The following is a 13762-nucleotide window of genomic DNA, read 5'->3' as shown; positions in this document are numbered from 1 at the left end:
CCGGGCGCAGCATGCTGCATCCTTGGGGGAGGAAGTCATGCGGATGTCGTTGCTGCACACGGCCACTGAAATGTTTCGCGAGGTGCCCGCTGAGGCCGTCGCGCCCGAGCCGGCGGTCCGTTGGTGCGCCTATGTCGAGGCGATCGGGGCGTGCGCGGTGCTGGTGATCGTCGGGCTGGTGCTGGTCTGAGGCACGGGGCGGCTTTCGGCCCCTCGTCGTCCCGGCCTTGAGCCGGGAGCGGGCTGCCTTGGTCAGGGTCGAAGAAGAAGCCCAGGCCCGGGTCAAGCCCGGGCAGACGAAGTGGCAATAAGCGCTGCGTTTAGAGTAGCTTCGCCCGTTCCGCCGCGCGCACCGCCGTGCGGCCGACGGGGGGCGGCTTGGCCGGGTCGGGCCATGACGGGGCGGTGGTCCAGCCGAGATGGGGGAGGCTGACGCTGCGCTTGCCCGACAGGTCGGTGCGCGCGACGATCAGGCCCTTTTCCTCGATATGCGCCATCATGCGCTTGGCGCGGCCCATCGAGCTGGTGCCGTAGAGCGCGGCGATGCGCGCGTCCGACGGGCACGGCTCGCCGGTGCGTGCGGCCTTGGCGATGCCGAGGAAGGGGGCGAGCATTTCCTCGGGCAGTGAGGCGGCGAGGGTGAGGGCGTCGTCCCAGCCGGTGCGGTCGGTGATGCCGACGCGGGCGAGCGCGAGCGCGGAACGGAAATCGGGCAGGTCGAGGCCGGGATCGACGCCGCGCATCCGGCAGCGGACGCCATAATCCTGGAAGATCGTTGCGAGCGGGGCGCGGCTGTCCTCCGCGCCGATCTCGGCGAGGATCGCGCGGCGGATCTCTTCCTGTTCGCCTTCTTCCAGCACCGGCATGTCGGGGACCGGGGCGGGCGCGGGGGTGGCGACGGCGCGCATCAGGTCTGCCATCGGCACGGGCGCTGGCGGCGGCGGGGGTGGCAGTTCGTCCTCGCTCGGCGGGGCGAAGAGCATGTCGCGCATGTCCTGCGTCGGTGCGGTGGGGAGCGGGGTGAGCTTGGGGCTGACCGCCTTCGACCCGGTCTGGACCGCGCCGATCCGCACGCTGATCGGGCGGCGGGTGATGGCGGGGCCGAGCGCGAGGAATTCGCCGCGCGCGAGGTCGCGGATCGTGTCGGCCTGTTTGCGGTCCATGCCGAGCAGGTCGGCGGCGCGGGCCATGTCGATGTCGAGAAAGGTGCGGCCCATCAGAAAGTTCGATGCTTCGGCGGCGACGTTCTTGGCGAGCTTGGCGAGGCGCTGGGTGGCGATGACGCCGGCGAGGCCGCGCTTGCGACCGCGGCACATGAGGTTGGTCATCGCGGCGAGCGAAGTGCGGCGGGCTTCCTCGGTCACTTCGCCCGCGGCGGCAGGGGCGAAGAGCTGGGCTTCGTCGACGACGGTGAGGACCGGGTACCAATGCTCGCGCGGGGCATCGAACAGCGCGGAGAGGAAGGCGGCGGCGGCGCGCATCTGACCGTCGATCTCGAGCCCTTCGAGGTTGAGGACGACGCTCGCGCGGTGTTCGCGGACGCGCAGGGCGAGGCGGGCGAGTTCGGTGAGGCTGTATTCGGCGGCGTCGACCGCGATATGGCCGAAGGCTTCGGAGAGGCTGACGAAATCGCCCTCGGGGTCGACCACGACTTGCTGGACGTAGCCGGCGCTGCCCTCAAGCAGGCGGCGCAGCAGGTGCGACTTGCCCGAGCCCGAATTGCCCTGAACGAGCAAGCGGGTGGCGAGCAACTCCTCCAGATCGACGGCAACCGGGTTGCCGCCGCTGTCGAGTCCCATGTCGATACGGGCGGTCATCGCTGGGGGCTTTGGCGTATGGCGGGGGGTGGGGGCAAGGGGGTTGCGGTGGAAGCGCGCAATGAATCCTCCCCCGCCAGGGGGAGGTGGCAGGCGTAGCCTGACGGAGGGGGAGGAAGGGTTGTCGCTTGAGCGGTGAGGACGCAGCCGTCCTCCCCCTCCGTCGCCTTCGGCGCCACCTCCCCCTGGCGGGGGAGGATTGATTAGTTCTTCAGCTTCTCAGCCAGGAAGGCGAGAATGTCGGTTTCGGTTGCGGCTTTGGCGGTGACGTTGGCCTCAACCGACTGGCGCGATTTGGTGGGGGTATCGTAGCTGTGGGTGGCGCCTTCGAACATGCGCAGGGCAATGTCGTGGCCGTTGCCCTTGCTGCGCGCGACGAAACTTTCGCAGAGCTTGGGCGAGACTTCTTCGTCGGCTGTGCCCATGAACACGCGGACGGGGTGGTAGGGTTTGTAGCCGTCCTTGTCGAAGCGCTTCTTGAGACCGCAGCCGGGGTAGAGCGCGACGCCGGCGGCGAAGCCGATCTTGCGCATGTCGCCGGGCTTGTCGTCGGCCATCGCGGCGAGCGTGGCGCTGGCGCCGTTGGACCAGCCGAGCAGGGCGACGCGGTTGGGCACGACATCGGGGCGCGACTGGAGGTAGCGGAGCGCGCCATAGGCGTGGAGCGGGCGGAAATTGACTTCGTCGACCGCTTCGGGGCGGTCCTTGTAGGTCCCAGCCTCAAACCCCGCCGGAAAGCCGACCGCGCCGAAATCATCGACCATCAGCGCGACATAGCCGTTCTGCGCGAGCAACTGGCCCCATGCCTTGTGCCGTGAAGCAAGGGTGGTGGCGTCGTAGCGGCCCTTGGCGAGCGACGAATAGGCGCCGCCGCGACCGTGCATCATCACCACGGCGGGTGCCTTGGCGGGGGCGTTGGCGGGTTTGAACAGGTAGCCCTTGACCTGGGTCTTGCCGTCGCGGCTGAGGAAGCTGACTTCCTCGACCTGTACCTGCTGGGCGGCGGCGGGGGCGGCGATGATCAGGGCGATGGGGGCTACAGACAAGCGCATCCTATTTCCTCGCTGGCAGGGTGATGGTTTTCGCGACGCCGTCGCGGCGGGGGTCGGCGCCGCCGTCGAACTTGCCGTCGCGGATCATGACGCCGTGGAGGCCCGAATCCTCGCCGGTGCCGCCGCGCACGGTAACGCCGCGTTCGGCCATTCCTGCGCGCAGTTCGGGCGCGAACTTGTCAGCCTCGCCGTTGAAGCTGCCGCCGCGTGCGACGAGGTTGGGGAGCGCGATGGCGTCGGCGACGGGGAGTTTCCAGTCGATCATGCCGACCAAAGCCTTGGACACATAGCCGAGGATCGCATTGCCGCCGGGCGAGCCGATCGCGCCGGCAAGGCTGCGGTCGGGGTTGAGGATCACCGTCGGCACCATCGACGAGCGCGGGCGCTTGCCCGGCGCAATCACGTTCGGACCACTCGGTACGAAGGAGAAGTCGGTCATCTGGTTGTTGAGGAAGAAGCCGTCGACCATGCGCCCGGTGCCGAAGAAGCTTTCGACCGTGGTGGTCACCGACACCGCGTTGCCGTCGCCGTCGATGACGATGAAGTGCGAGGTGCCGGCGACTTCATTGGTCGCGTCGATGCGCGCGGCGATGGCACCGGGCGGCGTGCCCGCGCTGGGCGCGGGGCCGGCGCGATCGCCGATCAGCGCGGCGCGGCTGGCGACATAGCCGGGGTCCAGCATGCCCTTGACCGGCACCGTCGCGACATCGCCGACATAGGCGTCGCGGTCGGCATACATCAGGCGGCTGGCTTCGGCATACTTGACCCAGGCGACGGGATCATTGGGGCCGCGTGCGCCGATATCGGTGCGCTCGATCATCGCCATCAGCTGCAACAGCCCGACGCCGGAGGAGGGCGGGGGTGGGGCGCAGAGGATGTAGCTGCGATAGGGGTTGCACAGCCCATCGCGCACCACCGGCTTGTAGCCGGCGAGATCCGCCTCGGTCATGCTGCTGGCGAGATCGACTTCGCGGACGCGGGCGACGATGCGGCGGGCGGTTTCGCCCTTGTACATCGCGTCCGGGCCTTGAGCCGCTAGGCGGCGGAGGAAGGCGGCGTAGGCGGGGTTGCGCAGCGTGTCGCCGGCCTTGATCTTGCTGCCATCGGCGTTGCGGAAATAGGCGAGCGAGTCCGGGGTGTTGGCCTGGGGTCCGCCGGAGTTGACGAAGCGGCCGAGCCGGGCGGTGACGGTGAAGCCGTTGGCGGCGGTCTGTTCGGCGTCCGCGAACAGCTCGCGCCATTTGAGCTTGCCGTGCTTCTCCTGCGCGAGTGCCATCATGCGCACGACGCCGGGGACGCCGGTGGCGCGGCCCGAAAGGACCGCGGTGCGGAAGCCGAGCGGCTTGCCGTCCGGGCCCATCAGCATGTCGGGGGTGGCGCCCGCCGGGGCGGTTTCGCGGCCGTCATAGACGGTAACGGCGCGCGTCTTGGCGTCGTAGCGGACCATGAACGCGCCGCCGCCAAGCCCGCTGCTCTGCGGTTCGACGAGGCTAAGCATTGCCTGCACCGCGACCGCGGCGTCGACCGCGCTGCCGCCCTTGCGCAGGACGTTTAGGCCAGCCTCGACCGCCAGCGGGTGCGCGGCGGCAACGAAGGCCTGACGTTCGGGCGCGGTGACGGGGGCGGGGGCGGCGGTTTCGACTGCGCCGCGCGGGGCGCAGGCGGTGAGGCCCGTCGCGGCGAGCGCGAGCAGGAAGTGGGCGCGGGTCAGCTTCATGGTTCGATGGCCTTTGCGCCGGGGCGGCGGGGGTCGGCGGCGCCGAGGAAGAGATTGTCGGTGATCATGATCGAGTGCGCGCTTCCCATGGTTTCGTCCGAGGTGATGCGATGCCCCTTTGCCTTGAGCGCCGCAACCGTGTCGGGATTGAACCCGGGTTCAACGCGTAGCGACGCGGTGGTTCCCTGATAGATGCGCGGGCGGTGCGTCGCCTCGTCGATGTTGAGGCCATAGTCGATCGCGTTGACGATGACCTGAACCACGGTGGTCGGGATCGTGCTGCCGCCCGGCGTGCCGGTGACGAGCCAGGGCTTGTCGCCCTTGAAGATGATCGTCGGCATCATCGTGGACAGCATGCGCTTGCCCGGTGCCATCGCGTTGAGCGGGGGCGGGGTGCCGGTGCGCTGCGCCTCCCATGCCTGTTCATGGCTGAAATTGTTCATCTGGTTGTTGAGGAGGATGCCGGTGCGCGCGATCATCACGCCCGATCCGAAGTCGGAGCCAAGCGTGGTGGTGAGCGAGACGGCGTTGCCATCGGCATCCGCGACCGAGAGATGGGTGGTCGAGGGGCTTTCATATTTCAGCGGGTCGCCATGCGGGGCATCGGGGCCGCGGATGACCTTGTCGGTCGAGATCAGCTTCGCGCGTTCGGCGGCATAGGCTTTCGAGACGAAGCCCTTGACCGGGGCGGTGACGAAGGCCGGGTCGCCGAGCACGCGGTAGCGGTCGGCGTAAGCGAGCTTCATCGTTTCGGCGAGGAGGTGGAGCGAGGCGGCGCTGCCTTGCCCCGCGGCTTTCATGTCGAACTGCTCGAGGATGTTGAGCATGTTGAGCAGGGTCGCGCCGCCCGCGCTGGCAGGCGGCGGGGTGTAGATGGTGTGGCCGCGATAGGTGCCGACCAACGGATCGCGCTCGACCGGCTGGTAGGCGGCGAGGTCCTCCATCGTGATCAGGCCGCCATTGGCCTTCATGTCCGCGACGATGCGGCGGGCGATTTCGCCGGTGTAGAAGGCCTTTGCGCCGCCCTTCTGGATCTCGCCCAGCGTCCAGGCGAGGTCAGGCTGTTTCAGCACCTCGTCCTTGGCGTAGAGGCTGCCATCGGGCTTGTAGAAGGTGGCCTTGCCAGAGACGCTGTTGCCGAGACGCTCGCGGCCCCAGCCGAAGACGAAGGCTTCGTCGGCGGTGAGCCTGACGCCGTCGCGGGCGAGGCGGAGCGCGGGTTCGACGACCTTGGCCCAGGGGAGCTTGCCCCATTTGCGGTGCGCGTGTTCGAGGCCGGCGACGCTGCCGGGGACCGAGGGGGCGAGATAGCCGTATGAGGCGATGCCGCGCTCTTCGCCCTTGTTGTCGACGAACATCGCCGCAGTGGCGGCGCGCGGGGCGGTGCCGCGGAAATCGATCACGCGGACCTGTTTCGACTTCGCATCATAGACGGTGATGAAGCCGTCGCCGCCAACATTGCCCGCGCGCGGCAGGGTGACCGCGAGCGCAAAGGCGACCGCGACTGCCGCGTCCACCGCATTGCCGCCGTCGCGCAGGATCTGGGCGCCGACCGCGCTCGCCATCTCATTCTGGCTGACCACCATCCCGCGCGTGCCGACGACGGGGGAGTGGATCGAGGGGTATTCGAGGAGGTGGCGGCTTTGCGCCAGCGTGGGCGCGGGGAGGGCGAGGCCGAAGGCGGCGAGGGTGAGGGTGAATTTACGCAGGAACATGGCTGGGGTCCGTTTCATCGAGCAGCGGTCAATCTTTCGTCATCCCCGCGAAAGCGGGGAGCCATCTCCTGACCGCGCCGTCGATTGGACAGTGCGGGAGATGGGCCCCCGCTTTCGCGGGGGTGACGAGCGCGGGCCTCACTCATTGTCGCTCGCCTGGTAGACGGCGACGTCCATTTCGCCCTCCCAGCGGGCGACGGCGGTGGCGATCGAGAGGTCGGAGGTGACGTTCGGCACGGTGCGGATCATGTCGAGGATGCGGTCAAACGGGAGGATGAAGCCGACGACGATTGCGGTCTGTTCGGGCGTGATGCCGATCGCGTGGAGCACGGCGGCGAGCACGAACAGCGAGCCTGACGGGACCGGGGCGACGCCCATGGCGACGATGGTCGTGGTGGCGGCGATGACCAGATAATCGGCCATGCTGAGATCGATGCCGAATGCCTGTGCCGAAAACAGCGTGAGCATCGCGACATACATCGCCGCGCCGTCCATGCCGATCGTTGCGCCGAGCGGGAGGACGGTCGAGGCGACCGGAGGCGAGACGCCGAGGTTACGCTCGGCGACGCGGATCGCGACGGGCAGGGTGGCGCTGCTGGACGAGGTCGAGAAGCCGACCATGATCGCGTCGGCAATGCCGCGGAAGAAGGGAAGCGGCGAGAGCCATGCCATCAGTCGCACGACGATCAGCCCGTGGATGAGCAGCGTGACGATTGCCGAGCCGACCACGACGCACAGGCCGAGTTTCAGCACCGCGATGAAGCTGGACGGGCCGGTCGTGCCCATCACCACGGCGATTAGCGCGAACACGCCGAACGGCGCGGTCTCCATCACGAAGCCGACGATCTTGAGCATCACTTCGGAGCCGGCATTGAGCAGCTGGCGCACCGGCTCCGCGCCCTTGCCGGCTGCGATCACGCCCGCGCCGACGAGGATCGCGAAGAAGATCACCGCCAGCGTCTTGCCCTGCGCCATCGCGCCGATTGGATTGTCGGGGATGATCTCCATGAACATCTGCGCGGTGTCGGGCGGGGTGCCCATCGCCTTGGGGATGGCGCCGGCGAAGCTCGCGCCGAGGCCGGGGGCGATGAGCGTCGCGACGATCAGACCGGTGGTGACGGCGAGTGCGGTGGTGAAGACATACATCGCCAGCGTCTTGACGCCAATGCTGCCGAGGCGCTTGGGGTCGGCGAGTGCGGCGACGCCCGAGGCGATGGTCAGGAACACGAGCGGCACGACCAGCATGCGGATCAGACGGACGAACGCGGTGCCGATCCAGCCGATCGACGTCGCGCCCTCACCCCAGACAAGGCCCGCCGCTGCGCCGAGGACGAGCGCGGCGAGGATGCGCTTCCACAGCGCGACGCCAAACCACCAGGCGAAGGCACGCTTGATCGGTCCGCGGCGTTCGGCGGGTTCGGGCATGGTGATGTCGGTCATGCGGGGCAGGTCCATTCGGGTTGGCGCGGTTTGGGTAGCGGACGACCGGCGAGGGTGCCGGTGAGCTGACCCTTGTCCACCGCGAACCGGCCGTTGACCAGCACGTAGCGGACTCCGGTGCTGGGTAAGTCGGGTCGGTCATAGGTGGCGCGTTCGGCGTAGCTGGCGGGATCGAGGATCGCGATGTCGGCGAACTTGCCCGGCGCGAGGATGCCGCGATCGGGCAAGCCGAGGATCTGCGCGGTTTGTCCGGACGAGCGCTGGACGAAGCGTTCGGGGGTCATCAGCTTTTTCTCTCGCACGAACATGCGCCAGCCGCGCGCGAAGCTGCCCATGCGGCGCGGGTGGCCGTTGGTGGCGTCGGAGCTGCCGACGACCCAGCTCTGGCGCGCGAAGGCGTCGATGTCGGGCTGGGTCATGTTGAAGCTGGCGATGCTGGTGCCGGGATCGGCGATCAGGATGCGGGCGGCGGCGTCGAGCGGGTCGAGCTGCCATGCTGTGGCGAGCGCATCGAGGCGCTGGCCCTTGTGTGGGCCGCTGACCATCAGGATGGCGTGCGCGCCGCCGCGGACGCGGAGTTGTTCGGCCATGTCCTTGCGGAGTTGCGGATCGAGCGCCTTGAGGTTGGCGACCATCGCGGGCGCGCCGCCATCCTGCGCGCGGCGCGGGACGAGCGCGGCGGCGAGCGACGTGCTGGAGGCCTCCCACGGATATTGGTCGGCGGTGATGGTGACGCCGGATTTCTGCGCGGCGGCGATGTGCGCGATGACCTTGGGGGCCATGCCCTGAACGTCGGCGCCGAGTGCCTTGATATGGGCGATGTGGAGGGGCAGCTTGCCTTCGCGGGCGATGGCGATGGCTTCGTCGATCGCGGGGATCAGGCCGATGTTGGCGCTGCCCTCGTCGCGGAGATGGGTTTCGTAGATGCCGTTATGGCGGCCCGCGACGGCGGCGAGCGCGGCGACTTCGTCGGTCTTCGCGAAGCTCTGCGGGGCGTAATAGAGGCCGGCGGACAGGCCGAGCGCGCCGTTGCACATGGCGCGGGTGACGTGCGCCTTCATCGTGTCCAGCTCGGCGGCGGTAGGCGCGCGGTCGCGGTTGCCGACGACCTTTAACCGGATCGTGCCGAAGCCGGTGAAGCTGGCGATATTGGGGCCAGTGGGGTTGGCCGAGATGCGCGCGAACAGGCCGGCGATGTCAGCCTCGCCGCCGCCGTCATTGCCGATGGCGATGCTGGTGACGCCTTGCAGCAGATGGTTGGCGAGTTGGCGCTTGGCCGCGTCGGGCGAGCGGGCGTCGGGGCCGCTATGGGTGTGCGGGTCGATAAAGCCGGGGGTGACGGTGAGGCCCCGGGCGTCGAGGGTGCGCCGCGCGGTGATGCCGCGCGGACGCTGCCCCACATAGAGGATGCGGTCGCCATCCACGCCGATCTCCGCCACCCGCGCCGGGGTGCCGGTGCCGTCGATGACCTGGCCATTGGTGATGACCAGGTCGATCGTGCGGGGTGCGGGAACCCGGTCCTGTCCCGCCCCGAGGGGCAGGAGCAGGAGCGGGGCCGCCATGACGCGGACGGCGCGTCGCATCAGAACCGCTTGCTGACCGAGAAATAGATCTGGCGGCCGCGGTTGCCGTAGAGATCGCCGATATAGCCGTTGCTGTTATCGGCAAGTGGGGCGAGCGTGTTGAACAAATTGCGTGCACCCACGCGCAGGCGGAGACTGTCCATCGGTCCGCCATCGACCTCATATTGTGCGTAGAGGCTGTGCGTCATGTAATCGTCGACGCGGAAGCGGGTGCCGTCGGCGAGCGAGGCCGAGGTGTCGGTCACCTCACCGACATAGCTGCCATAATAGCCGATGCCGAAGCCGTTATAGCGCCAGGTGACGCTGGCCGAAGCGCGCCATTTCGGGCGGCCATTCTGTTCGACGATGTCCTGCGCGCCGGCAATCGCGATGGTGTCATCGATCGTGCCGGCCGCCTGCGCATCGATCAGCGCCTGGGCCGCGGGGGTTGGCGTCTGATAGAATTCGAGCAGGCGGGCGGCGTTGATCCGCGCGCTGAAGTCGCCGATGCCGGTGTCCTTGACCTGATAATAGACGCCAAGGTCATAGCCGCGCACCGCACGCGGGGCGAGGTTGGTGTAATTGTCGATCACCTGGATCACGCGACCGACCGGCGCGATGCCGGTGCCGGCGAAGTCGAGGATTTCCTGTGGTGTGGGATCGGCGCGCTGGACATTGGGGTTCGACGACCCCTGCAGCCGCAGCAGATAATCGAGGATCAGCGCATTGCCGTCGCCGAACAGGCCGATGACGTTGTCCTGCCGGATTTCCCAATAATCGGCGGTGAAGGTCAGGCGACCGGCCTTGCCCATGTTGAGCTGGAAGGTGCCGCCCAGCGACAGGTTATCCGATTCCTCAGGCGTCAGGCTCTGGCTGCCCGAACGGTTGCTCACCACGCCCTGGCTGCGTGTGCAGGCGTCGAAATTGGCGATGCGTCCGGCGCGGAAATCCGCCTCGCACTTGACCCAGTCGGTGCGGGTGTTCGAGCGCTGGATGCCGTTTTCGAACAGCTGGGGCAGGTTCGGCGCGCGGAAGCCCTGCGACCAGCTGCCGCGCAGCTGAAGGTTGGCGAAGGGATACCAGGATGCCGCGATCTTGGGCTTCGCGACGGTGCTGAACCCCTGATAGGATTCGACACGGCCGGCGAGCTGCAGGTCGAGCGAATGGATCAGCGGCACGTTCATTGACGGCGCGACCAAAGGCACCGCGAATTCGAGGAAGCCCGAGATGGTGTCGCGCGCGCCGCTGCTGTCCGGGGTCGGGCTGGCGCCCATCGTGTCGCTGCCGTTCGAGCTGCCGTCGAGCGCGACGAAGCGGATCGTGCCGTCAAGCCGGTCGTCGCGGTCATCGGCAAAGGTTTCGTGACGGAACTCGACGCCCGCCGCCATGCCGACGCGGCCGCCGGGCAGGGTGAACAGGTCGTTCTTGCTCACCTTGAAATCGCCCATCGCCAGCTCGGTCGTGCTGACGCGGCCGATATCGACCATGAACCCGTCGATGACGCTTTGCGGGTTCGGGGTGCTGTCATAGCGACCGGGATTGAGCGGATCGCCGCCGTTGAACGGGTTATAGGCGCTGGCGTCGGTGCGGCTGAGGGCTTCCTGGAATTTGGTCAGGCTGACGGTGCGCATGCTGTCGGCGGTGCGGGCGCGCGAATAGAGCGCGGCGCTGTCGAAATCGAAGCCGAGCACTTCGCCGCGGAAACCGGCCAGGAAGCGGGTAGTGTCGTTGCGGACATTGACGACCAGCGGGCCGGCATCGACCGGGCGATAGTCGATCAGCTCGATCGGCACGCCAGTGGTGGCAACGCCGGACAGGCCGGGAATGCGGAACGCGCTGCCGGTCGGACCGAACGGATTGTAATAGCCGTTAGCCGGAATGATCAGCCGCTGGCTGGCGAGCGCGGTATCCTGTTCGCGCTGCGACTGGAAATCGGCGCGATACCAGCCGGCTTCGGCGAAGAATTCCAGGCCGCTGTCGAATTCATGGTTGAAGAAGCCGAACATGTTGATGCGGTCGTTGCGCCCCATGATCGTGCGGACATCGTTGATGTCGTACTTCAGATTGTTGTCGGTCGAGGCGGTCGACAGCGAGCTGTTGTCCCAGCAGGTGCCCGCATAGGGGGTCGCGGCGATGCAGCCGTCATTGGTGTTCGGCTGAATATGGAAAATCCCGCTGCTGGTCAGCGACGTGCCGTTGACCGAGGCGGTGGTGGTCGATGCAACGAAGCTGTTGGTCAGCCGCTGAAACTCGCCCCAGATGCTGTCGACCGAGGTGTTGTCGAAGTCGCTATCGCCGGCGAACGGCGTTCCGGCAACCAGCGGGCGCAGGTCGGCCGAGCGCGAGTTGCGGCGGTCGCGGGCGTAGAGCGGGTCGCGGTGGTTGTACGAGCCGAACACCGAGATGTTCGACTTGCCGCCATTGAAGCGATGCCCGAACTCGAATGCGAACTCCGCCTCGACCTGACCCGAATCCTCGGTGAAGCCGATTTCGGCGGTGGTGCGCAGACCGCGGAAATTGTCCTTGAGCACGGTGTTGATCACACCGGCGACTGCATCGGAACCGTAAATGGCGGCAGCGCCGTCGAGCAGCACTTCGACGCGGCGTACGCCGAGCACGGGGATGGTGTTCGTGTTGACGCTCTGTACCGGCACCAGGTTTTCGCTTTGCGTGCCGGGGTGAAGGACCATGCGGCGGCCGTTGAGCAGGACCAGGGTGTTTCCGGTGCCGAGCGCGCGCAGGTTGATCGAGGCGGTGTCGCCGCGCGCATCGTTGATGCCGCCCGCGTCGCGGCTTTCGTTGAAGGCGACGTCGCCGGCCTGGGGGATCGAGCGGAACAGGTCGTCACCGCTGGTGGCGGCGGTGGCGGCAATGTCGTCCTCGCTCAGCACCACGGTGGGCAGCGCGCCGGCGACGTCCGCGCCCTTGATCTGCGAACCGATGACGACGACTTCCTCGGTCGTGTCGTCCTGAACATCGGCGGCGGTCTGCGGTGCATCCTGCGCGATTGCGGCGGTGGCGGTGGCGAGGAGCGAGATGCTGCCCAACAGCCCTGCGATCCGGATCGTGGTCTTCATGGTCGTGTCTTCCCTGTTCCCTGTTGTTATTTGCCCTGGCGTCTGGTGCGCCTTCAGCCCCTCTCTTCGATGATCTCCGCGACGCGTTCTGCGCTGCCGGCGGCATAGGTCCAGCCCAATGCGCCATGCCCGGTCGCGGCGATCACGCCCGGCGCGATGGTCCGGGTGATCGGCAGCGAGTTCGGGGTCATCGGTCGCAGGCCGGCCCAGCTCGACTCTATTTGGTCATAATCGGCAGCCTGAGGCAACGCCGCACGCGCGCTGTCGACCAGCACGCGCAGCCGCGCCGGTTCGACCCGCGTGTCGCGCTTGCCCAGTTCGGCCAGGCCCGCGATGCGCATGCGGTTGCCGATGCGGGCGAAGACGACGCGATTGGCGACATCGGTGATGCTGGCGCTGGGGGCGGCGGGGCCGGGGGGCAGAGTGATCGAATAGCCCTTCATCGGCTGAATCGGCAGGCGCACGCCGAGCTGGCGGGCGAGCGCGACCGAGCCGGTTCCGGCGGCGAGGATGATCCGGTCGGCGCCCACGCGTGCGCCATCGCTGGTGACGATCGCCGGGCCAGCGCCGTTGGCAATGATCCGGGCGACGCCGGTGCCCATCATCGAGCTGCCCCCCGCGCGCAGCAGCGCGTCGTGCGCGCTGACGCAGAAGCGGTGGGGGTCGCCGACCTCTTCGTCGCTGGTGTGCAGCGCGCCGACCATCGCTTCGCGGATCGGAGCGAGCATCGGTTCGGCTGCAACCGCGCCGTCAGGGTCGAGGATCGACTGGCTGACACCATGCGCGGCCTTGAGCGCGGCCATGTCCTGCGCTGCGGCAAAGGACGCCTGGCTGCGATAGATATGGATCTTGCCCGGAGCGCCATGGCCGAAGTCGAGCGCGTGGCGTGCGGCCAGCCCGGCCAGTGCGGTGCGCGAGCGGGCGGCAAGGTCGAGGCCGGCGATGGTGTTGCTGCGGAAGCGCGTGGCCGTGCCGTTGCGCAGAAAGGCGAGCGCCCAGCTGATGAAGTCGGGATCGAGCCGCAGGTGGAAGCGCAGCGCCCGATCCAGGCCGAGCAGCACGCGCGGAATCTGGGCCAGTGTCGAGGGGCTGGCGAGCGCGTCGGTATAGCCATAGCTGAGCTGCGCGCCATTGGCGAAGGAGGTGCCAAGCCCCGGCCCCCCCGCGGAATCGATCACCGTGACCCGGTGACCGCGCTCGGTCAGGGTCAGCGCCGTCGCCATGCCGACCACGCCCGCGCCCAGCACAATGACTTCGCGCGAGACGGTCATGCCGCCAATTCCGGGTTCCGGTCGATCAGAATGCGTCTCCCCCTGCCGAGCTGACTGGACGGACATTCCAATCGCGCGGTGGAAAGCGACATTAAAGTTCAACGCGCCGAC

At 68.1% G+C, this 13762-nt stretch carries 9 protein-coding genes; 1 reads left to right on the top strand and 8 read right to left on the bottom strand.

Going from position 1 to position 13762, the window contains the following annotated elements:
• The first annotated feature begins 37 nt into the window (after positions 1–37).
• A complete protein-coding gene (locus tag ACRYLO_RS09505) occupies positions 38–190 on the top strand; it encodes a hypothetical protein (RefSeq protein WP_482659924.1) in 153 nt (50 codons plus the stop codon).
• Positions 191–320: 130 nt separating this feature from the next.
• On the opposite strand, the gene ACRYLO_RS09500 is transcribed toward ACRYLO_RS09505, so the two are convergent.
• From ACRYLO_RS09500 to ACRYLO_RS09465, 8 genes are all read right to left on the bottom strand, one after another.
• Positions 321–1817, bottom strand: a complete 1497-nt coding sequence (locus ACRYLO_RS09500; protein WP_482659923.1) for a helicase HerA domain-containing protein — start codon at positions 1815–1817, stop codon at positions 321–323.
• A gap of 203 nt (positions 1818–2020) precedes the next feature.
• Positions 2021–2869 (bottom strand): dienelactone hydrolase family protein, encoded by an 849-nt coding sequence (locus tag ACRYLO_RS09495; protein ID WP_482659922.1) that lies wholly within the window; start codon positions 2867–2869, stop codon positions 2021–2023.
• Position 2870: 1 nt separating this feature from the next.
• The gene (locus ACRYLO_RS09490; RefSeq protein ID WP_482659921.1) at positions 2871–4586 is read right to left on the bottom strand and encodes a gamma-glutamyltransferase family protein; all 1716 of its coding nucleotides are present in this window, start codon (positions 4584–4586) and stop codon (positions 2871–2873) included.
• Positions 4583–6319: a gamma-glutamyltransferase gene (ggt, locus tag ACRYLO_RS09485; protein WP_482659920.1), complete on the bottom strand. Its 1737-nt coding sequence runs from the start codon at positions 6317–6319 to the stop codon at positions 4583–4585. The genes ACRYLO_RS09490 and ggt overlap by 4 nt, the downstream gene beginning before the upstream one ends.
• A 120-nt stretch (positions 6320–6439) precedes the next feature.
• On the bottom strand, positions 6440–7741 hold the full coding sequence (locus tag ACRYLO_RS09480; protein WP_482659919.1) for a dicarboxylate/amino acid:cation symporter: 1302 nt from the start codon (positions 7739–7741) through the stop codon (positions 6440–6442).
• Positions 7738–9324, bottom strand: a complete 1587-nt coding sequence (locus tag ACRYLO_RS09475) for an N-acyl-D-amino-acid deacylase family protein (protein WP_482659918.1) — start codon at positions 9322–9324, stop codon at positions 7738–7740. Before ACRYLO_RS09475 ends, ACRYLO_RS09480 begins: the two co-directional genes overlap by 4 nt.
• Positions 9324–12380, bottom strand: a complete 3057-nt coding sequence (locus tag ACRYLO_RS09470; RefSeq protein ID WP_482659917.1) for a TonB-dependent receptor domain-containing protein — start codon at positions 12378–12380, stop codon at positions 9324–9326. The genes ACRYLO_RS09475 and ACRYLO_RS09470 overlap by 1 nt, the downstream gene beginning before the upstream one ends.
• A 53-nt stretch (positions 12381–12433) precedes the next feature.
• A complete protein-coding gene (locus ACRYLO_RS09465; RefSeq protein WP_482659916.1) occupies positions 12434–13651 on the bottom strand; it encodes an FAD-dependent oxidoreductase in 1218 nt (405 codons plus the stop codon).
• Positions 13652–13762 lie beyond the last annotated feature (111 nt).

Source organism: Sphingomonas sp. SDUR79, assembly GCF_056821745.1.
This window is presented reverse-complemented; position numbering and strand designations above follow the sequence as displayed.